The following is a 22,817-nucleotide window of genomic DNA, read 5'->3' as shown; positions in this document are numbered from 1 at the left end:
AATTGCCAAAAAGCAGGGGTACGTATGATAGACTCGCACAATCTTTTTTTAATACCCAAATAGCATCGTATGTCTGGCAATACACTTGGCACGCTTTTTACCGTCACTTCATTTGGCGAATCGCACGGTCCCGCAATCGGCTGCATTGTCGACGGTTGTCCGCCGGGATTAGCCATCAGCACCGAAGAGATTCAGCTTGAACTGGACCGGCGCAAACCCGGCACGTCGCGGCATGTCACGCAGCGGCGCGAATCCGATACCGTTGAGATTCTATCCGGCGTGTTTGAAGGGCAAACCACCGGTACTCCGATTGCTTTGCTGATTCGCAATGAAGATCAGCGCAGCAAGGATTACAGCAAAATCATGGATACCTTCCGTCCCGGTCATGCGGATTACACTTACTGGCAAAAATACGGCATCCGCGATTACCGCGGCGGCGGGCGTGCATCGGCGCGGGAAACGGCCGTCCGGGTTGCGGCCGGAGCGATTGCGAAGAAATGGCTGCATGAAAAATATGGCATTGTGATTCGCGGCTATATGGCGCAACTGGGTCCCATACAGATTCCTTTCAAACAATGGGACGATGTCCAGCAAAACCCGTTTTTCGTCGCTGACAGCAGCTATACCGATCAACTGGAAACATTCATGGATCAATTGCGCAAGTCCGGCGATTCGGTCGGCGCAAAAATCAGTGCAGTAGCGCAGGGTGTTCCGGTCGGCTGGGGTGAACCGGTTTATGACCGGCTCGATGCCGAAATCGCTTACGCGATGATGAACATCAACGCGGTGAAAGGCGTGGAAATCGGCGCCGGATTCGCCAGCGTGACGCAGAAAGGCACGGAGCATTCCGACGAAATGACGCCGGATGGTTTCTTGAGCAACAACGCGGGCGGTATTTTAGGCGGTATTTCCACCGGGCAGGACATCGTCGTTCATGTCGCGATCAAACCGACCTCCAGCATCCGCCTCGGACGGCATTCAATTGACAAGAATGGCATCCCGGTCATCGTCGAAACGCATGGACGGCACGATCCCTGCGTTGGCATCCGCGCCACGCCGATTGTCGAAGCCATGCTTGCTTTGGTATTGATGGATCACGCTTTGCGGCATCGCGCGCAAAATGCCGATGTGAATTGTAAAACACCGAAAATTCCCGGCAGTGTGAATGGCGCAGCAAGTGCCGCACCGGCAGTGTCAGCGCCATGCAAAGAAGACCCGGAACCGGAAGAAGATATGTAGCGGAAATCGCGCCCAGATGCAGTTTAATCTTGACAAGACCGGCCAAATACACGATCATCGCCCCCGCAAAAAGTAATTGTGATGATTGATAGAAAAATCGGCCTGGCCGATTACAGTTTGAAGGCATCGAATACAGCAGCAAAAACATAAGTTCGAATCCCGTGATTGCTTCAATCTGATATAATCTCCCGGTTGCTGAAACAAGCTGGAAGTAATTAGATTGCACAAAGCGCCCGTAGCTCAGTTGGATAGAGTACTTGGCTACGAACCAAGGGGTCGTGGGTTCGAATCCTGCCGGGCGCGCCATTCATTTCATCGAATATCTATTACAACTGCCGGTAAATGGGTTGTCCGTTTACTGTCGCTTTCCAAATGGCCAAGTAGCTCAGTCGGTAGAGCAGAGGACTGAAAATCCTTGTGTCGGTGGTTCGATTCCGCCCTTGGCCACCAATAAAACAAACACTTAGAGAATAATATCCTAAGTGTTTTTTTGTTTGTGGGTCTCGTGTAAGGCTGATATAAGGAAATCCGGTTAACACATTAAACACCGGACCTGATTTTCTAATGTGCGGGTTCGCCGCTTTTACTGGAAAATTTAAAAATCTTACGGTTGGTTGTGAATGTGCATGCCACTTCGCTGTGAAACCAGTAAATGCTTGAAAACAGCTTCAGTCTTTTCGTCAACTTCATCAGGTTCAAAGCTCTCTGGAAGACCTGTTTTCTCATCCCATAAGAAATCCTTAATTTTTATTTTGATTTCATCCCGAGTGCTTTGTTTAGCCGCAAAATTCTGAATGCGTGCTATTTCCACGTTTAGGGTCTTATATAGGCCTTCTGCAACCTTTTTAATCCGGTCAATTTCCTGCTTTGAAAGGTTGGGTTTCAGTAGCAAGTCAAACAGTGCCAGAGATTCTTCTGAGAGGCCTTCCTTCACGGCGCGCTGTTCTTCTTCGCTCAAAGCATCGACCAGCTTGAGCAAAGCTTCAAACGTGGCCTCGATTGTTACACGGTCTTTCTCGCTGTTATATTCCTCGACGATCTCTTCGTAGTGCTTTTGAAAATTGGTACGCGCCGGATTTTGCATCAACATCCTGAGAAGTTTTTTCTCGATGACTTCTTTCAAGCTCTGCACGGTCGTGTTCTTGGCGGGCGAGCGTTCAAATTCCTTTTTGAGGCGTTCAAAGTCAATTTTGCTGATGTCGTAGAGTCTCGTCGGTTCCTTCACGCCACTGACGGGCTCTATACTTTCTTCGATAATGGCGTGTAACTCACGCATAATGCCGGAGATGTCGGCTTTGTCCACATCTTCCTGCAAGCTTTTATAAATGATATTAATTGCATCGCAGGCGGTGCGGTAATTGTTGATCGCTTTGATGGTCAGGCAAGCCTTGAATTTCTTGAAGACTTCGCGGCAGATAATTTCAAAGCGCTTGCGTGTTTCGTCGTTCTGGTTGACGGCTTCTTTGGCTTTCACGATGGCCTTGTTACGTTCAAACCCTGTTTTTTCCAGCACATCTTCAAGCCGAAAGCTTTTGGCATCCAAAAATGCCCGAACTGCTTCAATGGCTTCTTCAAGATCGGCCAGCAATTCCTCTTCCGGCCTTACCGGGTCAAGCTCAGGTGGCGGGTCGCCCGTGGTATCGTCACCGCCTGTATGGCCAGCAAATGTAGCCAGCGCTTTGCGTAGATTCTTCAGAATGCCACAGTAATCGACGATCAGACCGTTGTTTTTGCCCTCGGCCACGCGGTTTGCTCGTGCGATAGCCTGCATCAGCGTGTGTGCCTTGAGTGGTTTATCCAGATACAGCGTCGACAGGGTGGGTACATCGAAGCCGGTCAGCCACATGGCGCAGACAATCGCTACACGGAATGGATGCTCTTCTTTCTTGAAAGCGCTTTCCACGTCAAGACGTTTGCCGTCTGGTGTCTCAAAGCCTTCTTTAATGAGCTTGCGGTGCGGGGTAATGTCCAGGCCCCACTTGCGGAATTTATCGACTTCGCCTTGCTCCTCGCTCACCACCACAGCCATGATGGTTTCGCGCATCCACACCAGTTTGCGCTCCCGGTCCATGACCGATTGTTCGTCGGGGAGTTTGGCAATCTGCTTTTCCAGTTCGACGATTTTGGCCTGCCATTTTTCCAAAATGATGGCGTGAATACGGACACAGGTAATCTTGTCGATGCATACCAACATGGCTTTGCCGTTTTCCCATCCGGTGCTGTAGTGCGCCACAAAATCTTCAGCGATCTGCTCAAGTCGGCTTTGCGCGGTGATGATGTGATAATCGCGCTTTAATTCCCGCTCCAAGCGTTCGGCTACGTCCTGATCTTCAATTTCTATCTCTTCCAGCTTGGCTGCGATTTTCTCGTTCAGGTCATTGGTGGCGATACCGAGCTTTTCGCCACGCGCATCGTAATAAAGCGGAACGGTGGCATGATCCTCCACGGCACGCTGGAAGTCATAGGTCGAAACGTATTCGCCAAACACGCGGCGGGTAATTTCATCGTCTTTGAACAGAGGCGTTCCGGTAAAGCCGATATAGCTGGCATTGGGCAGCGCATTGCGCAAGTTCAGGGATAGGCGGCCATATTGCGTGCGGTGCGCTTCATCAGTGATAACGATGATGTCTTCGCGGTCAGAATAGGGATTGCTCGGGTCAACGTCCTTATTAAATTTCTGCACCAGCGTGAAGACATAGGATTTATGCTGGTTCAAAAGCTCCTGCAAATGATCGCCCGATCCGGCACGGCATGGGTCTTGATCGTTATCGACAAGACCGCAACCTGCAAAGGTGTTGTAAATTTGCTTATCCAAGTCCTCCCGGTCGGTACAGATCAGGAAGGTGAAATTGCCGCCGATTTTGCGGTGTATCTTGCGGGAGAAATAAGCAATGGAATAAGACTTACCCGATCCTTGGGTGTGCCAAAATACGCCAAGTTTCCCTTTGCGTTCTGAGCGCGTCTTTACCGCTTCGACAGCACGATTGACGCCCAGAAACTGGTGGTTTCGCGCAACGATCTTGGCCAGCTTGCCCTTGCTTTCATCAAACAGGATGAAATTTTCAAACAGATCGAGAAAGTTACGCTTGTTACAAACGCCTTTGAGTAAGGTCTCCATATCCACCACGCCCGCTTCTTCCTCGGCCAAGCGCTTCCAGTCATTGAAATGCTCGAACTTGCTGGAAAGGGAGCCGATTTTCGCATCCACGCCATTGCCCAAAATCACAAAGGCGTTGTGGTGGAACAAATGCGGGATGGTGTCTTTGTAGTCGGAGAAATTCTTTTCAAAAGCATGGCGGATGTCTTTGTGAATGGTTTTGCACTCGATAAACATCAAGGGAAGGCCATTGACAAAACCAACGATGTCGGCGCGTCGGCGGTAAATATCGCCACGCACCCACAGCTCGCGCACACAAAGAAAGTGATTATTTTCGGGATTTTCGAAATCGAAAATTTTTAGGCGCTTTCTCTCCAGCTCACCCCTGGCATTGCGGAACTGCACCAATACCCCGTTTTTAACCAGCTCGTACTGTTCAAAATTGATTTGCAGCGTGTTTTCGGTGACAGGCGCTTCGGTGATCTGGCGCAGCGCATCTTGATACGCTGCATTCGGTAGACCGGGATTGAGTTTTACCAGTGCTTCGCCCAGATAGCGGGTTAGAACAACATCTTTGTCTGACTGTCGCCCGAGCGTGCCCTCGGCTCCAAAGGTCTCGTTGTTGTAGGCGTAGATGCTGTCCCAGCCGAGCTGATCTTCCAGATAGTCGGCTGTCGTGGCCTGAACCAGCGTATCTTCATTGAGTGGAGCCATTAGACAGCAATCTCCCCGCTCATGAGTTTAGGTAGTAAAACATCGCGCGCCGCAGCCAGTTGGCTGCTTTGTTCAGCAAGAATGTATACAAGCTCATAGTTAGGCTCACAATATTCTTGAAATTGATCTAGCAGAGGTCTTGGTGGCAGCAGAAGCTCAGCCCTTTCAAAGTCCTGCGGCCTTACGGCAGGGTAGCTAGCACCAGTTGTGTGGTTTACAAGATGGCTGACAAAATTGTCTGTGGTCGTAAAGTTGTAGAGAAATGAGTATGGAATACTCATCCCCGATATAACCGTAAATCCCGTTGAGAATACATCTTCGTTTTCTGGATGCAGGACAAGAGCATATGCTTTGAGGTTCGGCCTCACATTTGACCAAATAACATCGCCATGTTGTGCAATTCTTCTTGCTCTACCTGGCGCTTCCTCTGCGGGCATTCTGCTTTTAGTCTCAATTCTTCCTGTCGAAACCGAGGAAATGTCGATGTAGTTAATTTCCTCTGGTAGCTCTTTGGCTTTATGGCTCAGGGCATTTGTAATAGACACTTCTCCGAGCGTTGTTATCCTCCACCCCTCTGGCACGCCATCAATAATTTTGACGTGTTCATGGCCGGGGAAGCGGAAACGCACAAACCATTCCTTGTAAAGCTGCCGCGCAGACTCCTCTAGCAATTCAATCCGCCGCTTGTTGTTTTCGATGAGGTCGTCGTATTTTGAAATAATTTCCGTTACGGATTCTTGTCTTTCTCTGTCAGTCCATAAAATCTTCAGATTTCGCTGAGCGGTTATGCCGATATATGGCCTTGTAGACTGTTGCGCCAACGACTTCATCCGCTTTTGAAAATTAGGCTCTCTGAATGCGTAGGCTAAGTATTTATTTGAAAGTTTTTCGTTATCAGTTCTGTAATATGTGACTTGCGGGGTCAACATAATGTAAGGGGCAATACTGCCAACAATCGCGACATTTCCAATGGTTCCCTTGTGCGTGAGTAGAACATCACCCTCTACTGAAAAGCCAATACGCAATTTGGATGCAAGACTTTCTGGAATTTTGCTGCATCCCTTCAAGTCAACTGTCCCAAAATTTAGGTCGTTTGCCATCACAAAGTGGATGCCTTCCTCGACATAATCGGTAGACTTCGGGTGTTTCTCTCCGTGGTTTCCATCTTGTATAGCCAAAATTGCCTTTTCAGCTATTAGTTCCGCGATTGTTTTTTCCTGAAAGTGACTCATATCCCCAACTCCTCAAAATTCTTTTGGATTTGGGCGGCGAGTATGGCGGCTTCTTCGTTCAGGCCTTTCAGTTCGATATGAATGTCGCGCAACGTTTCCTCGAAGTCGAAATCTTCGTCTTCTTCTTCCGGCGCGACGCCGACATAGCGACCGGGCGTTAAGCTCCAGTCATTGGCTTTGATCTCGGCAACATCCACCAGCTTGACCAAACCTTCGACATCGCGCAGCTCGGCATCTGGGAAGCGCTCTTGCAGCCAGTGTGCCTGCTTGAAGATGTAGCGCACTTGCTTTAATTGCTCGACGGCGGCTTTGCGCTCATCGTCGAATTCTTTAATGAGTTTGTTCAAGCCTTTTTCGACGCTTTGTTTGGCTTGTTTATCGGCGAGTTTGTAAAGTTGGTCGATCTGTTTAATCAGATCGCGGCTGGTTTCCGCCAATGGCTCCAGCTTTTTGGCGGCGCTCAGTAAACCCGCATTGTCTCGCGGGGCTTTCTCCCAGTCTTTGTTTTCAGCCTCAATGGCTTTTTCGAAGGCCTTGATGTCACCAGCTAGCAGCTCAAAGGCCTTACTGGTTTCTTCTTCAACCTTTTCCAGCTTGCCCGCCAGTTTGCCGAACGATGCAATGAAGGCATCCATCGCGGGTTTGGCGGCTTTGGCATCCTCAAGCGTGCGTGAAAGGTAACTTTCCACCAGTGCCAAAAAGCGGTCTTTCTGGCCGCGATAGAGCCAGACAATGGAGGTCAGGTTGGTCAGTTGCTCCGGCGAGAAGTCGTAAATCTTGCGCGTGACTTTTGTATAAACGTTACGCGCATCCAACATCAGCACCTTGTCTTTCATGCCTGCGGGCTTGTTCTTGTTCAAAAACCACAGCTCGCACGGCACGGAGCGCGTATAAAAGAAGTTGGAGCGAATGGCGATCATGCCTTCGACATGCCCGCCTTCAACCAGCTTGCGGCGTACTTCGGCTTCTTGCCCTCCGGCACTGGAAGCCTGCGAGGACATAACGAAGCCCGCACGGCCTGCTTTACTCAGGTAGCTGTAGAAGTACGAAATCCACAAGTAATTGCCGTTGGAAACCGCGCCTTTCTTGTTCACACCGGGTAAGCCGAAAGGCAAGCGCGGGTCGTTTTTGATTTTCTCCGCGTCCACGTCATCGACGTTGAACGGCGGATTGGCCATGACGAAATCAGCCTTGCCGAGAAAATCATGCGGGTCTTCGTAATAGGAAATCGCCTTCTGGATTTTTCCCTCCAGACCATGCACAGCCAAATTCATCTTGGCTAAGCGGATTGTTGTCGGGTTTTTCTCCGCGCCATAGAAGGTGGCGACGTCTTGCGGGTTCTTGTGCATCTTCTCGATGAAGTGCGCGCTTTGCACAAACATACCGCCAGAGCCGCAAGCCGGGTCTATCACTGATCCATGATCGGGTTCGATAAAGTTGACGATCATCTGCACCAGTGAAACGGGCGTGAAGAACTCGCCGCCGTCGTGGGCGCTCTGATTGGCAAACTGGGTCAGGAAGTATTCGTAGATACGGCCAAAGATGTCGCCCGTGGCTTTCTTGAGTGCGGGGTCATTGAAGGTGCGCAGCAGATTGCCGAGCACGTCGTTATCCAGCTCTTGGTATTCGCTCTTGGGCAGGATGCCTTTCAGGGTTTCGTAGTCGGCCTCGATGGCCTCCATGGCGTCGATGACGGCTTGGGCACGGTCGTCCGCATCGGGCAGGTTTACCAAGGTGTCGAACTGCGCTTTCTCCTGAAGGAAGATGGCACCCTTGCTGGAGAAATCTTCTTTAGTCAGCGGCCGAGTCACGCCGCCACGGGAGGGCAGTGAAGCTTCTATGTCCGGTTTTACGGCCAGATAGCGACTGTAGGCATGACGCAGGAAAATAAGCCCCATGACAGGCATGAAGTATTCATTGCTGGCGTAGTTGCTGTTGGCGCGTAAATTATCGGCGCTGCCCCAAAGACGTTTTTCAATTGCTTCAATATTTTCTAACTGCGCCATTTAAGTGTATGTTCCAAAAAAATATCTGTTCGTTTTATTGTTCTTCTCAGATTCTATCGCCAAACTATTAGCAAATCATCCTAGTTAGTCGTAGGGTAAATGGAACGTCATGCTTTTCCTTGTTTATTGCATCCGTGGCAGCATCGTAAATTACTTTCATCTATTAATGTGGTTATGTTTATTTTTTATAGCGTGCAATCCTGTGTGCAGGTATACATTCGATTCCGGTTTGTTCCAATATTCAGGATTCATTCGCGCGGATCGCCGCCAGCCTGCATGACTTTGGGCTGTAGTCATAAAAAAACCCGCCACTGGGACGGGTGATTAATGGCGCTAAGAATTATTCTGTCATTAATACCGTTTTAATCTTCTTCTGAAACCAAGTAGCATCAATAGTCCGATAGACAGCATTGCATACGTTTCCGGTTCGGGTACAAGTGCCGCGCCGACATCGCCATCGTGAACAGCCCATGCGGGTAAAGCGGCATTTTTTGTGGTCCAGTCATAAAGACCGTATACCATACCGAAGAACCATGCATTAAGCGGAATATGCTCAAATTCCGTTGCGGTCCAGTAGCTGAAAAAATGAATATTAACGAATAGATTCGGTGAGGAAATTGAGATATCTTCTACATTGTATAAATGAATCATCTCATTAACTTCCGGCAAGCGCCAGTTACTGGTACTACCTATATTGAGGCTTGCCGCCCAAGTATTGGCATCATACCAATTCATTAAACCATCAGCATCATACCCTGATGTTTTAGCGTAATTCGCATCCGCTAACCACGTGATATTTAAATCCGTATCATATACAGCCAGACCACCCAAACGTGTCTCTAATGCCGCATTCGCATTCGCTAACAATCCAACCGAAAAAATACCGCTGCATAACAGGATTCTTAATAATTTAATCATACACTTTGCTCCCTTTTTGATGATTAAGGTTTTTGTATATAGTTCATCATAGGCTCTTCACAATAAATTGCTATAAGGTATTTGCGTAATTTTGCAATGCGGAGCGGTTGTGTGCGCTGGGTTGACATTTTTTAAACCGGAATAGTGTCATAAAATCTTCACAATTCATTCATATAAGTTTCACATTATTTGGTTAAACTTTGCCGCAGTTGTAACTACAAAGGAAAAATAATGTACTGCTTAATTAAAGAATGGCCAAACAAAATGGCAACCTTGATGACCGAAGATGGTGTTGTGCTGTGGACTTTCAGCAATATTGAGGAAGCCAGAAAAGTTTGGCATGAGTGGTGTTCCCTGCATAAAGACAGCATGGCCAATCAAATTGGAGCACTCGATTAATCAAGATTTGATCATATTATTTGATTGAAAAAGCGCTCATTCCCAGTTCTTGCATTCGCTGGCCTGTTTTAGCAACACATCTCTCGTTCTCGCCGGTTCGAACACCGCATCGAAGCACCACTACCCAAAGCCGCCTTGCTCGTTGACCGTCCTGATCCAAACCGCCATCGTCGCGCGTTCGGTGCGGTTGCGCTCGCCGCCGACGCCTTTTACTTCCAACACCAGCTTATTGCCGTTGTTTTGTTTCGATATGATGCTTTTTTTTGTGCTAACCGTGGCATTGGTGCAAGCTTTTGCTAACACGATGCATTGTGAAAAGGCTCTGACCGGTTCAGAGCCTTTTTAATGGATTGGAATGCTGCGCGGCTATTTAATCGTGATCGTGGCCGCGGCCTTTGCCGGGTTTGTACGATTCAAATTCAAAATTCATCGATTTGCCGCGTTGTCCGAGTACGACGGAAATGACGTCATCGTCATACTCGAGACAAGGGATCGTTAGCTTGCCATCATTCACCGTCGCGTAGCATGCGCTCAGATCGACAACAGAGGTGATCGGACAGCTGGTGACATCGACCAGCTTAACGTCGGTGGCCGCAAGAGTTGCGTTATACGTGGTGATTACCGCGGTGCCGTTTTTGATGACGATATCGGTCGCGGTCGTGTCCGTGCCTAAACCCAGCAGGTTGGTTCCCGCGTTGATAAGACAGGCATTCGCAGCGGCATTGGCGAGATTTTTCACCAAGATTTGCGAGCCCGGCACACTGTTATCCACAATAAAAATAGATCCGCCTTCGACAGCCACGCTTTCGGCGTGTGAAAGCGATATGCCGGATAGTGATAGTAATGTGGCCGATAATGTTGTCATAAGTATTCTGTTCATACAATTTTCCTCATTAAAATATTAAGTTATAAAACTCAGCGGCTCTAGGCGAGCTGCCAGGTTCTCATCGATGCGGGTGAAAGTTTAGCATTTTTTCGATGTGAGCCGGGTGCTGGGGGACAAGGGGGCCCCCGATATTCATGCCAGGACTCAGAAAACGAAGCACTGCATGTTGAGTGTCCGTTTTCTGCTCGGATCAATTGATTGGCTAGGTGTGTGGAAGATTAATTCAGCTTTTGCAATTGTTCGTTCAAGCTGTTGAGTTTTGAGTTGAACGCATTCAAGCGATCTTTTTCCTGTTCCACCACATTGGCTGGCGCGCGTTCGACAAAGCTCGGATTGGATAACTTGGCTTGCGCTTTGGCTATTTCCGTTTCGATGCGGGTAATTTCCTTGCTCAGGCGCTCGCGTTCCGCCGCTACATCGACTTCAATCTTCAGCATCAGTTTGAAATCGCGCACGATGGCGACCGGCGCATCCGCTTCGGGTAGTCCGCCCGGTTGGATTTCCACCCCGGACAATTTCGCCAAAGCTAGCAGATATGGCGCGTAGCCGGACAGCATGGATTGATCACCGGCAGCCAGCAACGGCACTTTGAGCGCGGGTGACACACTCATTTCGCCGCGCAGGGTGCGGCAGGCGTTGATCATTTCTTTCAGTAAACCGATAGTTTCGATGGCCTGCGGGTTAATGGCGGAAGCATTCGCAACCGGGTACGGCTGGCACATGATACTGGCGCCGGATTTTCCCGCCAGTGGCGCAACGGTTTGCCACAATTCCTCGGTAATGAATGGAATCACCGGATGCGCCAGCCGCAGCATGGCTTCCAGTACGCGCACCAGGGTGCGGCGGGTGGCTCGCTGCGCCGCGTCTTGATCCGAGTTTAATTGGACTTTGGCAAGCTCGACGTACCAGTCGCAATATTCGTCCCACACCAGTTCGTAGATTTCCCGTGCGGCCAAGTCGAAACGGTAATTGGCAAAGGCTTGTTCAACTGCTTGCTCCGCTTGCTGCAAGCGGCTGATGATCCATTGATCAGCGGCGGAGTAGGCGAGGGGCAGAGTCTCATCCAATCCGGTATCTTTGCCCTCGCAATTCATCAGCACGTAGCGTGTGGCATTCCATAACTTGTTACAGAAGTTACGGTAGCCTTCGCAGCGTTGCATGTCGAACTTGATATCGCGCCCGTGCGATGCCAGGCTGGCGAACGTGAAACGCAGGGCATCGGTGCCGAACGCCGGGATGCCGTCGGGGAAATGCTTGCGGGTGTTTTTCTCGATTGATTCGGCTTGCTTCGGATTCATCAATCCGGTGGTGCGTTTCGCGATCAAATCGGGCAGTGCGATACCGTCGATCAAATCGAGCGGATCGAGCACATTGCCTTTGGATTTGCTCATCTTCTGGCCTTCGGCATCGCGGATCAGGCCGGTGATATACACTTCCCGGAACGGTACCTGGCCGGTGAAATGCAACGACATCATGACCATGCGCGCAACCCAGAAGAATATGATGTCAAACCCGGTGATCAGCACCGAAGTCGGCAGGAAAGTTTTCAATTCCGCCGTGTCATCCGGCCAGCCCAAGGTGGAAAAGGGCCACAGCGCGGACGAAAACCAGGTATCCAGCACATCGTCGTCCTGCTTCAGATCGCGCTTGCCGGAAAGCTGTTGCGCTTCTTCCAGATTGTATGCGACCGTGACATTGCCGTCTTCGTCGTACCACGCCGGAATGCGGTGTCCCCACCACAATTGGCGCGAGATACACCAATCCTGAATATTTTCCAGCCACTGATTGTAGACATGCGTCCAGTTATCCGGCGTGAATTTCACTTTACCGTCAGCGACGACTTCCAAACCGCGCTTGGCCAAACCTTCCATGGCGACATACCATTGATCGGTCAGCATCGGTTCGATGATCGTGTTGGTGCGGTCGCCACGCGGCGCCATCAGTTTGTGCGGTTTGGTTTCGGCCAGAAAACCTTGCGCTTCCAGGTCGGCTACGATTTTTTTCCGGGCATCGAAGCGATCCATGCCTTGATAGTCAAGCGGCGCCAGATCGTTGATTTTTCCATCCAGCGTAAAGATGCTGATCGGCACCAGATGATGCCGCTGGCCAACCTGATAATCGTTAAAATCGTGCGCTGGGGTGATTTTCACGCAACCGGTGCCAAACTCCAGATCGACATACGTATCCGCGATGATGGGGATGGTGCGCTCGCACAGCGGTAAGCGCACATGGCGTCCGATCAGATGCTGATAGCGCGGATCGTCCGGATGCACAGCGACGGCGACGTCGCCGAGCATGGTTTCGGGGCGGGTGGTGGCGACGATCAACGCTTCCGTTGGTTCGGTATGCTGGCCATCGGCTTGCTCCAGCGGATAGCGGATGTGCCACAGCGAGCCGTTTTCCTCGGTCGACACCACTTCCAGATCGGATACCGCGGTTTGCAGCACCGGATCCCAGTTCACCAGCCGTTTGCCGCGATAAATGAGACCTTCACGATACAAACGCACGAATACCTCGGTCACGGCGCGCGATAATTCGGCATCCATGGTGAAACGTTCGCGCGTCCAGTCGCAGGAAGTGCCCAGACGGCGCATTTGCCGCGTGATGGTCGAGCCGGATTCTTCTTTCCATTGCCAGACACGTTCCAGAAAAGCTTCCCGTCCCATGGTGCGGCGATCGAGTTTCTGCTGATCGAGCTGGCGTTCAACCACGATCTGTGTGGCGATACCGGCATGATCGGTGCCTGGCTGCCACAAGGTGTTATCGCCCAGCATGCGGTGATAGCGCGTCAGCGCATCCATCAAAGTATGCTGGAAGGCATGTCCCATATGCAGTGTGCCCGTGACATTGGGCGGCGGCAGCATGATGCAATAAGCGGATTGACCGGTTGCCGCATCCGGTTTGAAATACCCGGCCGATTCCCAGATGGAGTACCAGCGATCTTCAATATGTTTCGGGTCAAAGCTTTTTTCGAGTTCCATGGATTTTTCGTTGTATTGAATGGCGCAAAAGATCGCCATTATAGCGGATGGGGTATTGCTGCGGACAATAAGAGCGATGACCGCTGCACAGCAACCGGAGAAGCGGATGCCACCGTAAAAGCGGTGCGGTGTGAGCGGCGGCTATTTAATTTGCTTGGACAAGCGGGTTTCCAGCGCATGCGCCAGCGCTTTCCGGTCCTGCACGTCCATGTCGATATTCGCATCTTCCAATGCGGCATCGAGAATCTGGCGGATGGGCGTTAAGCGCGCCGGTTGCGGCTGTATCACGGCGGGATGAAGAAACACGGCATCGGTCAGCAGCGGTATGGCATCCGCGCCAATCGCAGGGGCTGTTTTATCGATTTCCGGGGCTTTGCCGACGGGTGCAGTGCCTGCGATCTTGCCGTGATTCTGGTATTTGCCCAGCAAGCTGCGGAACTTGACCATGATCTCGGTATCGTCGAAATCCGCTGCGCTTTTGTCGTCACTCATAATAGGAAAATCAACGGTTGCAACGGTTTCATTTAATCATCCAGCTGGAAGTGTTGGAGCGGATAACCGGCATCTTTATAGAAACGATAGCGTTCACGCGCCACTTGCTTGTCTTCCGGCGAGTTATCCGCAATCTCGATGAGCCGGTTGAATTGATCGAAAGCGGGCGGTTGTTCCCGGTGCAGATTCAGCAGAACATCGAATGGCATATCCGCTGGTATGCGGTCGCTCAGTATCGCGGGCGTGGCGCTGACCAGCGCACTGTCTTCGCGGATATGGCAATGCGGAATGAAGCTGGCGGGCGAGAACGTCCACAGCAGTTCGTCCAATTGTTTGAGCATGGTTGCATCGGGCGTATAAATCAATATTTTCATATGTTGCTGCAACGCCTTGGCGCAAAGCCGGCAAGCCGTTTGTAACTTATTGCCCGATCCCGAATAAAAATAAATCTGTGTCATCGAATCACTGTCCGGTTGAGCACCCGATCGTGAGTTTGTTTTTTGTACGTTCCATAACGGCTGATTAATTCATGACGGAGGCGGACGGTTCAGCTTGTTCAGCGCGAGTCATAAATTAATCAGCGGTGCGGAAGACGGCTAGCTGGTTGCTTTCGCTTGCGAAATCAGGAATTGCGTCAACAGCGGCACCGGACGCCCGGTTGAGCCTTTATCTTTGCCGGATTTCCATGCCGTGCCTGCGATGTCGAGGTGCGCCCAGCGGTATTTCTTGGTAAAACGCGACAAAAAGCACGCGGCGGTGATGGTTCCTGCGGCGCGTCCGCCGATATTGGCGATATCCGCAAAGTTACTTCTCAGCAGATCTTGGTATTCATCCCACAATGGCAACTGCCAGGCACGGTCGGCAGCTTGCTCTCCGGCGGCCAGCAGTTCTTGCGCCAGCTTGTCATCGTTGCTCATCAAACCGGTGGTGAAATTGCCCAGCGCGATGACGCATGCGCCGGTCAATGTGGCGATATCGATCACCACTTTCGGGTTATAGCGCTCCGCGTAGGTGAGCGCATCGCATAGAATCAACCGTCCTTCCGCATCGGTGTTGAGAATCTCGATGGTCTGGCCGGACAGGCTGGTGACCACATCACCCGGCTTGGTTGCTTTGCCGCTGGGCATGTTTTCGGTGGCCGGGATGATCCCCACCACGTTGATGGGCAGCTTCATTTCCGCCACCGCTTGCAGGGTTCCCAAAACACTGCCTGCGCCGCTCATGTCGAACTTCATTTCATCCATTTCAGCAGCGGGCTTGAGCGAGATGCCGCCGGTATCGAAGGTCACCCCTTTACCGACCAGAACCACCGGATTGTCTTTTTTGGCCGCGCCGTGATATTCCAGCACGATCAGTTTTGCCGGTTGCTCACTGCCGCGCGCCACGGCCAGAAGAGAACCCATGCCAAGTTTCTCCATGTCTTTTTCTTCCAGCACGGAGGCTTTCAGTTTGTGTGATTTGGCAAGATCCTTGGCTTGCTTGGCGAGATACGCGGGGGTGCAAATATTCGGCGCGAGGTTGCCTAGATCCTTGGCCAGATTCATCCCGTGTGCAATCGCTATACTTTGTTGCAGGGCGGCTTCGCAAGCGGCCAGTTCGGTGCGGTTGTCGATGCACATAATCAGTTTGCGCAGGCTGCTTTGGTTATTATCCGGCTTGCTTTTCAGCTGATCGAAACGGTAACCGCTACTGATAGCGGCAATGACGGTCTGATTGACTTTCCAAGCATTGGTTTTGTCCTTGACGGGAAAATCGGATAAAAACAGCGTGGCATCGGTCACTGCGGTTTTTTGCAGCGCATTCAACGTGGTGCCGAGCGCCGACAAGAATGTTTTTTCCTTGAATTCCTGTTCCTTGCCCAGACCGATCAGCAATACTCTTTTAAACAAGGTGTCCGGCACGTTATGCAATAACAGCGAAGTATTCGCTTTACCGTCCAAGTCGCCCGATGCCAGGATATTTTTGATATACCCCTGGGTGATTTTGTCCAGAACTTTTGCTGAATCCGACAGTTTTCTTGATTCAAAAATACCGATGACTGCGCAGGCGCCGCGTTGTTTTTCCGGGGTGCCTATTTTTATTCCAAATTCCACATTAAACTCCTTCATCCAGAATGCTCTTGCGAGCCATTTGCTTATGTAACTTAATCTATGAGTACAACCGGTTATCGTGTAATCACTTTGCCCGCGATAAGCAAAATAGTGACAACACACGTCAAATAACATCATAACATCAGCTTAATGGAAAAGCTGAATAGTTGTACTGCTGCAAAGGAAATAGGCGGGAAACGCCTGCGAATTATTGCGAATGGCGTAAATTAAAATAAGTTAATATACTGTCTTTATTTTATAATCAGCAACAATTATCATATTATTCAATAATATATGATTATTATCTAACACGAAGGATAATAAGTGATTGATGATGCATTGAAAAAGCGATTGAATCATTGCACGGCGCTGCCAAGTTTACCGGCTGTGGCTGTCAAAATCATTGAAATGGCCAACGATCCCGATGCCGATATTGGTACCGTTTGCCAATATATTTCATTGGATCCGGTGCTGTCGGCAAAACTGTTGCGTACAGCAAACACACCGCTATATAAATCCCGCCGGGTGGCAACCAATATCCGTCAAGCCGTCAGTATTCTGGGTACGCACACCGTCCTTGTGATCGCCTTATCCTTTTCGCTGACCCATTCGCTGATGAAAAACCCGGCGCCGGATCAGGGCGCGGTTTTTGACAGTACGGTTTTTTGGCGCCGCTCCATCGCATCGGCGCTTGCCGCGCGCGCACTGGGAGAAAAACTCGAGCTGAATTATCTGGACGATTTATTTCTGGCCGGGCTAATTCAAGAAATCGGTATTCTGGCATTCTGGGTCATCATGCCGGAAGAATACGGCAAGGTTTTTGCGTCGACTTCGGATCACGATGTTTTGCTGAATAGCGAGCGCGAGGTATTCGGCGCGGGGCACGATGAGCTGGGTTATGCGTTGCTGAAAAGATGGCATATTCCGGATTACATCGCGTTGTCCTGCATCAATAGCCATTCGCAGCCGGAACCCAAGAGTCTGGGACCGACACTGCAATCGTGTCTGGCGGTCTCCCGCTATCTGGCCGACTACTTTCTCTATCCGCATGAGGCTGAAAAAATGACCGCGTTGAACCAAGCGGCGCAAGACTGGCTCGGATTTGACGCGAATGTGCTCATCGACGTGATTAAAATCATGGAAGTGGGATTGAATGCGGTGGAAGATTTATTTGAAATGAACATTCACGATCCAGCGGAAGTCAGTGGCATTCTCGCCGAAGCGAAAGAACTGCTGATGATTCATGATTTATCCCGGATGCGCGACCTGGAAGATAAGTCGCAGCGGGATGGTTTAACCGGCGCCTATAATCGCACTTATTTTGACGAAACGTTACGGCGCGAATTCAATCTGGCGGTGCAATACAATCTGCCGTTGACGATTGCCATCATCGACCTTGATCATTTTAAGAATGTTAACGATACGTATGGCCACGTTGCGGGAGACTCATTACTGGCCATGGTGGTCAAAACGGTTTTCGATCAAATCCGTCAGGATGACACCCTGAGCCGCTATGGGGGAGAGGAATTTGCCTTGATTCTTCCCGGCACGGCGGTGGCGGCTTCGAGAAATCTCATTGCACGGCTAAAAGATTCGATCGCGGAAATCGCGTATAAATTTGACGGCCGCAGCACCATCCGCATCACGGCATCGATCGGTGTCGCCGGATATCTGGAAAATGCGGCACAAATACGCGACCCGCGCGATCTGATCAAAGCGGCTGATTCCGCGCTCTATGCCGCCAAGCATGCGGGCCGGAATCAGATTATGGAATGGGACGGTAACGCCTGATAGTTTTTTCAACCTGAAATACTGCACTTAATACTCTTTACAACCTTATGAATTTGATTATCCAAGGATTGGATGTAAACAACAGCGATCTGCGCGAGCTGGCGAAGTTATCGCATGCCGACGCTATCGAACGGATTACCGGGCAAGCTTTCCGATTGACTCATGCTACGCATTCCGATGCGGTACCGGAATATTGCGCGCAAGCCGAGCTGGATTTTGCGTTTGTAAATGCGGCAACGAAACTTTCCGACTTCAAATTGATTGCCATGGACATGGATTCGACCTTGCTGGCGATTGAGTCGATTGACGAAATTGCCGACATGCAGCAGATCAAACCGCAAGTGGCCGCCATCACAGTGCAAACCATGCGTGGTGAGATCAGTTTTGAAGAAAGCCTGACACGGCGCACGGCTTTATTGCGTGGCGTGCACCAGGATGACTTACAGAAAGTCTACGATGAGCGTGTGAAGCTCAGTCCGGGCGCGGAAAGAATGTTACAGCTGGCAAAGCAATCCGGCATCAAGACCATGGTAATTTCCGGTGGCTTTACATTTTTCACCGAACGGATCAAGACAAAACTGCAACTCGATTTTGCCGCAGCCAATGTGCTGGAAATAGACAATGAACGGCTGACCGGAAAAGTGGTTGGAGAAATTATCGGCAGAGAAGGCAAAGCGCAAGTGCTGAAGCAAGTTTGCGCGGAACTGGGAATACAGCGTGAACAGGTCATCGCCATCGGAGACGGCGCCAATGATCTGGCGATGCTGGCCGAAGCGGGTGTTGGCATCGCTTATCGTGCTAAGCCGATTGTCAAACAACAGGCGACGTATTCAATCGATTATGTCGGATTGGACGGCGTCACCAATTTATTCGCATGAACTGTGGCGGTGCAACGGTAATGCATCGGTTTTAGTAATCCGGTTCATACATCAGCGGCCGGATATAGCTGTTCAAATCTTCCGGTAACGCCGCTTCCGCCAATCCTTCATTCATCGCCACCCGGCAAACGGCTGCCGCAATCGCGAGCGATACGTCGCGTACCCGGGTTAATGCCGGATACACCGCGCCGTTGCGGATTTCCGAATCGGTCACCGTGTTTGCCAGCACTTCGGCGGCGGCCAAAAACATGCTTTGCGTCACCAGCCGCGCAGCGCTGACGGTGACGCCCAGGCCGATACCCGGGAAAATATAGGCGTTGTTTCCTTGCGCCGGTTTGAAAACTGTATCGCCATAGCGCACCGGGTCAAATGGGCTGCCGCTGGCGAAAATAACCCGCCCGTCGCTCCACTGATAAGCTTGTTCCGCGGTGCATTCGGTATGCGAGGTCGGGTTCGATAGGGCGATGATTACCGGGCGCTCATTCACCGCCGCCATCCTGCGCACAATGGTTTCGCTGAACGTACCGGCTACACCGGTTGCGCCAATTAACACATCCGGTTTGATCTCGCCGATGGCATCGGCAAAACTGCACGCCGCATGGGCTTGAATGAACGGTTTAATGCGCGGTTTGATGTTCTCGTTCGCGGTGGTTATTAATCCTTTCCGGTCGATGAACCATAGCCGTTTCCGCGCTTCTGCATTGCTGAGTCCGGCTTTGACAAACGCATCCACGGCCAATTCCGCCGTTCCGCTGGCGGCCGATCCTGTGCCGAGAAACATGATGTTCAGATCGGCGAATTTTTTCCCAGTAATGCGGCATGAGGTGTAAATGCCCGCCAGCGTCACGGCGGCGGTACCTTGGATATCGTCGTTAAAGCAGCGCACTTGTCCGCTGTAGCGTTCCAAAAATTCAAACGCGTGGGGCGTCAGGAAATCCTCGAATTGTATGACGGCATTGGGAAAACGTAATTGCACGGCCTGGACGAATTCGTCGACCAGCGCACGGTAAGTTGCACCGTCAATGCGGGGATGGGGATAACCCAGGTAAAGCGGATCTTCGCGTAATGCTACGTTATTCGTACCGGCGTCGAGCATGACCGGCATGCATTGCGCCGGATGAATGCCGGCGCAGGCGACGTACAAAGCAACCTTGCCGATCGGTATGCCCATGCCATTCGCGCCCAAATCGCCCAAACCGAGGATGCGCTCTCCATCCGTCACGACGATGACGCGGATATCTTCTTCCGGCCAATTTTTCAGAATCGTGGCGATTTCGCCGCGATCCTCAGGGGTGATATAGAATCCCTGCGGTTTTCTGAAGATGTGTGCAAATTCCTTGCAGGCTTCGCCGACCGTGGGGGTGTAGACCAACGGCATGATTTCTTCGATGTGGTCGATCATGGTGCGGTAAAAAAGCCGTTGATTGCGTTCCAGCAAGGCATTCAGAAAGATATATTTTTCTATGGCACTGCTTTTGCAGCGCATGCTGCCTAAGACGCGTTCGATTTGTTTGTGGATGCTGGCTACTTCATAGGGCAGTAATCCCCGCAAACCGAACCGCTCCCGCTCTTCCCGCGTAAATGCCGTTGATTTTGTGAGTCCCGGATCGACCAACAACGCTTTGCCGTATAAATTTTTCATTTTGATCCCTATCTCCCTAATAGCCAGCGGGGTTTGCCATGGCTGATGCGGTACAAAACCGCTTAATTTGCTGCAAAGTTGGACAATCCGGAAAACCGAAGATAAACTAGTTTCCATCATCAGATACGCTTGACAATGGTATCTGCGGAACACAGTTACAATCCATCCCAGCCATGGATTAATTCTTTCTAATCAGCACTGAGGTAATTTCAATACATTATGAGTCAATCGCCATTTCCAATGCCGGATCCTAGTTTATATACTGAAGAAGAAATAGCAAACCTGGTTCATACATTTTACGCAAAAGCCCGGAAAGATCCCGGACTGGGGCCTATTTTCGAGGCGCATGTCATCGATTGGGATGCGCATTTTGTGCAGATGATCAATTTCTGGTCGGCGCAGTTGCGCGGCACGAGCCGGTTCCGCGGCGCGCCGATGCCTAAGCATATTGCCTTGCCCGATCTCAATGCGGCGTTGTTTGAGCGCTGGTTGCAACTGTTCAAAGAGACAACCGGGGAACTGGGCAATCCGAACCTGCAACAGCAAGCCAATGCCATTGCGACGTTTATCGCGGGGCGGTTATGGCAGGGTTATCAGATGAGCAATTACCCGGATAAACAGCCGGTTACACTTCATACAGCATAGTTTTCAATAACCTTGCGGGATTGATCTTGAAAAGCATCAAAAGCAAGATTATCGTTTTCTCCATTCTGGCTACACTGATTCCTTCATTGGGATTGGGTATATTGTCGTTTCAACAAAACGAAACGATGATCAACGAGAATGTCACCCGCGAGTTGCGTGCTTTGGCCAATTATGCCAGCCGGGAACTGGAGCTGTGGATTAAGGAACAGATTCTGACGGTCCGGGAACTGGCGACATCCAAGATTCTGATCGAGGGATTGTCGCGAGACAATCAAGCGCAAGCGCGGAAAAACAAACTCAAAGTGCAGCGGAAGGGACTGGAACTGTACCTGCAATCCGTGCATAAACGGCTGGAAACCGTGCTGGAATTAACGGTGGTCGATGTGGAAGGGGGAATACTCGCCAGCAACGTCGAATCGCCTTTCCCGGTGAAACTCTCGCCGGATTGGCCGCAAGATGCGTCGACTCAAGGAGAAGTTGTTGGGCCACCGCAGTGGAATGCGGATTATGCAACGGCCGTGCTGAGCATCGCGGTGCCCATATTGTCGGTGGACGATTTTATTTTGGGTGCGCTGATCGTGACGTTTGATTTGCGCGATATCCAGTCAAATTTAAAGGACAAGATCAAATCGCCGCCTGGCGATGTTCTGCTTCTGGACAAGGGTGGCAATGTCATGCTGGCTAGCGATGCCGCGATTGTCAATCCGGATAACCCGGTGTCGCTTGATGTGGAAGTAATAAAACGGTTGCGCGATAACCCGGGAGAATACGAGATATTCCGGGGACTGCGGCAGGAAAAAGTTGCCGGTCTGGCGTATGTGTCGGAAAAACCGCTGATTACTATTATTGCCACCAGAAGTCATCAATTGATCTATGCGTTTTGGGAACAACAGCGCAATTTATTCGTTGGTCTGATCAGTATCATCATCCTGGTGGTCGCCGCTATCGCTTTCCAAATGAGTCATGCGATTGTCGTTCCATTGCGAAGATTGATCGATGCCACCGGAAAAATTGTGCAAGGCGATCTCAACGTTGAATTGACGAGCACGCAGCGCAATGAGCTCGGGCAGCTGACACAGATGTTCAATCAGATGACAAATCAGTTGCGTCTGGATCAAGCGAAAATCGAGGAAGCGAGTGCTGCCATGCAGCAAAAGAACGCGCTCTTGGAAACGCTATCGGTTACCGACAGCCTTACGGGGTTATTTAATCGCAATAAACTGAATGCCATCATCAATGATCAATTGGCGAGATATGAGCGCAACAAGCGGCCGTTTTCCGTCCTGATGATCGATGTCGATCATTTCAAAACATTGAACGATAGCCTCGGGCATGTCGCCGGGGATGAAATCATTGCAGGGATAGCAAAAAAGATTTCGCAATCGATCCGCAACGTCGATTTTGCAGCCCGTTTTGGCGGCGACGAGTTTATTATCATTCTGGCGGATACCGCCATCAGTGAAGCGCTGAAGACTGCGGAACGCATCCGGGCGCATGCAGCAAGCGTGCATTGCGGCGCGATCAACAAGACGCTCAAAGTAACGCTCAGCATCGGCGTCATTCAAAGTGAACCGGAAGACATATCGCTGACCATTTTGTTGTCCAGGGTCGACGGCGCGTTGTATGAAGCTAAGCGCTCGGGGCGTGATCGAGTGTACAGCGTACAGCCTAAATCCGATTCAGCTACATAGACTTGCGGGCTGTTGAAAGAACGTTTTGCGTTGCCGCTGCAATGAACTACAAACGCATCATGCATTCACACGCCTAAACTGCCTTTCTGACCTGTTTTGCCCCTCGGAAATGTTTC

The 22,817-nt window shown here is 50.7% G+C and carries 17 protein-coding genes and 2 tRNA genes; 8 read left to right on the top strand and 11 right to left on the bottom strand.

Features of this window, described 5'->3' with window-relative positions; all coding sequences use genetic code 11:
- Positions 1 to 69: 69 nt before the first annotated feature.
- The 3 genes from aroC to R2083_RS09570 all read left to right on the top strand — a co-directional run bounded on the left by aroC (position 70) and on the right by R2083_RS09570 (position 1,689).
- A complete protein-coding gene (aroC, locus tag R2083_RS09580; protein ID WP_317538326.1) occupies positions 70 to 1,239 on the top strand; it encodes a chorismate synthase in 1,170 nt (389 codons plus the stop codon).
- 229 nt (positions 1,240 to 1,468) lie between these two features.
- Positions 1,469 to 1,545, top strand: a tRNA-Arg gene (locus R2083_RS09575).
- Between the two features lie 68 nt (positions 1,546 to 1,613).
- Positions 1,614 to 1,689, top strand: a tRNA-Phe gene (locus tag R2083_RS09570).
- Positions 1,690 to 1,843: 154 nt separating this feature from the next.
- Here the strand turns inward: R2083_RS09570 and R2083_RS09565 are convergent.
- The 4 genes from R2083_RS09565 to R2083_RS09550 all read right to left on the bottom strand — a co-directional run bounded on the left by R2083_RS09565 (position 1,844) and on the right by R2083_RS09550 (position 9,206).
- Complete coding sequence (locus R2083_RS09565) at positions 1,844 to 5,050, bottom strand: type I restriction endonuclease subunit R (protein ID WP_317538325.1); 3,207 nt, start codon at positions 5,048 to 5,050, stop codon at positions 1,844 to 1,846.
- Entirely contained in the window at positions 5,050 to 6,282 is a 1,233-nt protein-coding gene (locus R2083_RS09560) for a restriction endonuclease subunit S (protein WP_317538324.1), read from the bottom strand. The genes R2083_RS09565 and R2083_RS09560 overlap by 1 nt, the downstream gene beginning before the upstream one ends.
- Positions 6,279 to 8,288 carry an N-6 DNA methylase gene (locus tag R2083_RS09555; RefSeq protein ID WP_317538323.1) on the bottom strand — a complete coding sequence of 670 codons (2,010 nt, stop codon included), beginning with the start codon at positions 8,286 to 8,288 and terminating at the stop codon, positions 6,279 to 6,281. The genes R2083_RS09560 and R2083_RS09555 overlap by 4 nt, the downstream gene beginning before the upstream one ends.
- Before the next feature lie 351 nt (positions 8,289 to 8,639).
- Positions 8,640 to 9,206, bottom strand: coding sequence for a DUF1566 domain-containing protein (locus tag R2083_RS09550; RefSeq protein ID WP_317538322.1), 567 nt, complete (start codon positions 9,204 to 9,206; stop codon positions 8,640 to 8,642).
- A gap of 231 nt (positions 9,207 to 9,437) precedes the next feature.
- Here R2083_RS09550 and R2083_RS09545 point away from each other — a divergent pair, with 231 nt between their 5' ends.
- A complete protein-coding gene (locus tag R2083_RS09545; RefSeq protein ID WP_317530421.1) occupies positions 9,438 to 9,605 on the top strand; it encodes a hypothetical protein in 168 nt (55 codons plus the stop codon).
- A gap of 120 nt (positions 9,606 to 9,725) precedes the next feature.
- Here R2083_RS09545 and R2083_RS09540 read toward each other — a convergent pair whose 3' ends face one another.
- From R2083_RS09540 to R2083_RS09515, 6 genes are all read right to left on the bottom strand, one after another.
- Positions 9,726 to 9,908: a hypothetical protein gene (locus tag R2083_RS09540; RefSeq protein ID WP_317538321.1), complete on the bottom strand. Its 183-nt coding sequence runs from the start codon at positions 9,906 to 9,908 to the stop codon at positions 9,726 to 9,728.
- 67 nt (positions 9,909 to 9,975) lie between these two features.
- A complete protein-coding gene (locus R2083_RS09535) occupies positions 9,976 to 10,485 on the bottom strand; it encodes a hypothetical protein (protein ID WP_317538320.1) in 510 nt (169 codons plus the stop codon).
- A gap of 224 nt (positions 10,486 to 10,709) precedes the next feature.
- Complete coding sequence (locus R2083_RS09530; RefSeq protein ID WP_317538319.1) at positions 10,710 to 13,472, bottom strand: valine--tRNA ligase; 2,763 nt, start codon at positions 13,470 to 13,472, stop codon at positions 10,710 to 10,712.
- 141 nt (positions 13,473 to 13,613) lie between these two features.
- On the bottom strand, positions 13,614 to 13,964 hold the full coding sequence (locus R2083_RS09525) for a hypothetical protein (RefSeq protein WP_317538318.1): 351 nt from the start codon (positions 13,962 to 13,964) through the stop codon (positions 13,614 to 13,616).
- A 32-nt stretch (positions 13,965 to 13,996) separates the two neighbouring features.
- A complete protein-coding gene (locus R2083_RS09520; RefSeq protein ID WP_317538317.1) occupies positions 13,997 to 14,422 on the bottom strand; it encodes a DNA polymerase III subunit chi in 426 nt (141 codons plus the stop codon).
- Between the two features lie 138 nt (positions 14,423 to 14,560).
- On the bottom strand, positions 14,561 to 16,057 hold the full coding sequence (locus R2083_RS09515) for a leucyl aminopeptidase (protein WP_317538316.1): 1,497 nt from the start codon (positions 16,055 to 16,057) through the stop codon (positions 14,561 to 14,563).
- A 321-nt stretch (positions 16,058 to 16,378) separates the two neighbouring features.
- Here R2083_RS09515 and R2083_RS09510 point away from each other — a divergent pair, with 321 nt between their 5' ends.
- The gene (locus tag R2083_RS09510) at positions 16,379 to 17,845 is read left to right on the top strand and encodes a GGDEF domain-containing protein (RefSeq protein WP_317538315.1); all 1,467 of its coding nucleotides are present in this window, start codon (positions 16,379 to 16,381) and stop codon (positions 17,843 to 17,845) included.
- A 47-nt stretch (positions 17,846 to 17,892) separates the two neighbouring features.
- A complete protein-coding gene (serB, locus tag R2083_RS09505) occupies positions 17,893 to 18,723 on the top strand; it encodes a phosphoserine phosphatase SerB (RefSeq protein ID WP_317538314.1) in 831 nt (276 codons plus the stop codon).
- Positions 18,724 to 18,754: 31 nt separating this feature from the next.
- On the opposite strand, the gene R2083_RS09500 is transcribed toward serB, so the two are convergent.
- A complete protein-coding gene (locus tag R2083_RS09500) occupies positions 18,755 to 20,365 on the bottom strand; it encodes an NAD-dependent malic enzyme (RefSeq protein ID WP_317538313.1) in 1,611 nt (536 codons plus the stop codon).
- 240 nt (positions 20,366 to 20,605) lie between these two features.
- On the opposite strand from R2083_RS09500, the gene R2083_RS09495 reads away from it, so the two are divergent.
- The gene (locus tag R2083_RS09495; RefSeq protein WP_317530432.1) at positions 20,606 to 21,010 is read left to right on the top strand and encodes a group III truncated hemoglobin; all 405 of its coding nucleotides are present in this window, start codon (positions 20,606 to 20,608) and stop codon (positions 21,008 to 21,010) included.
- Between the two features lie 26 nt (positions 21,011 to 21,036).
- Positions 21,037 to 22,701 (top strand): diguanylate cyclase, encoded by a 1,665-nt coding sequence (locus R2083_RS09490; RefSeq protein ID WP_317538312.1) that lies wholly within the window; start codon positions 21,037 to 21,039, stop codon positions 22,699 to 22,701.
- The last annotated feature ends 116 nt before the right edge of the window (positions 22,702 to 22,817 follow it).

Source organism: Nitrosomonas sp. Is35, from assembly GCF_033063295.1.
Classification (GTDB): Bacteria; Pseudomonadota; Gammaproteobacteria; order Burkholderiales; family Nitrosomonadaceae; genus Nitrosomonas.
The sequence above is the reverse complement of the archived record's forward strand: the minus strand, read 5'-3'. Positions and strand labels throughout refer to the sequence as shown.

What these genes read in the sequence shown, in the direction of transcription:
- aroC (WP_317538326.1), top strand. Translation starts at nt 70, where the DNA reads ATGTCTGGCAATACACTTGGCACGCTTTTTACCGTCACTTCATTTGGC.
- R2083_RS09565 (WP_317538325.1), bottom strand. Translation starts at nt 5,050, where the DNA reads ATGGCTCCACTCAATGAAGATACGCTGGTTCAGGCCACGACAGCCGAC.
- R2083_RS09560 (WP_317538324.1), bottom strand. Translation starts at nt 6,282, where the DNA reads ATGAGTCACTTTCAGGAAAAAACAATCGCGGAACTAATAGCTGAAAAG.
- R2083_RS09555 (WP_317538323.1), bottom strand. Translation starts at nt 8,288, where the DNA reads ATGGCGCAGTTAGAAAATATTGAAGCAATTGAAAAACGTCTTTGGGGC.
- R2083_RS09550 (WP_317538322.1), bottom strand. Translation starts at nt 9,206, where the DNA reads ATGATTAAATTATTAAGAATCCTGTTATGCAGCGGTATTTTTTCGGTT.
- R2083_RS09545 (WP_317530421.1), top strand. Translation starts at nt 9,438, where the DNA reads ATGTACTGCTTAATTAAAGAATGGCCAAACAAAATGGCAACCTTGATG.
- R2083_RS09535 (WP_317538320.1), bottom strand. Translation starts at nt 10,485, where the DNA reads ATGAACAGAATACTTATGACAACATTATCGGCCACATTACTATCACTA.
- R2083_RS09530 (WP_317538319.1), bottom strand. Translation starts at nt 13,472, where the DNA reads ATGGAACTCGAAAAAAGCTTTGACCCGAAACATATTGAAGATCGCTGG.
- R2083_RS09525 (WP_317538318.1), bottom strand. Translation starts at nt 13,964, where the DNA reads ATGAGTGACGACAAAAGCGCAGCGGATTTCGACGATACCGAGATCATG.
- R2083_RS09520 (WP_317538317.1), bottom strand. Translation starts at nt 14,422, where the DNA reads ATGACACAGATTTATTTTTATTCGGGATCGGGCAATAAGTTACAAACG.
- serB (WP_317538314.1), top strand. Translation starts at nt 17,893, where the DNA reads ATGAATTTGATTATCCAAGGATTGGATGTAAACAACAGCGATCTGCGC.
- R2083_RS09500 (WP_317538313.1), bottom strand. Translation starts at nt 20,365, where the DNA reads ATGAAAAATTTATACGGCAAAGCGTTGTTGGTCGATCCGGGACTCACA.
- R2083_RS09495 (WP_317530432.1), top strand. Translation starts at nt 20,606, where the DNA reads ATGCCGGATCCTAGTTTATATACTGAAGAAGAAATAGCAAACCTGGTT.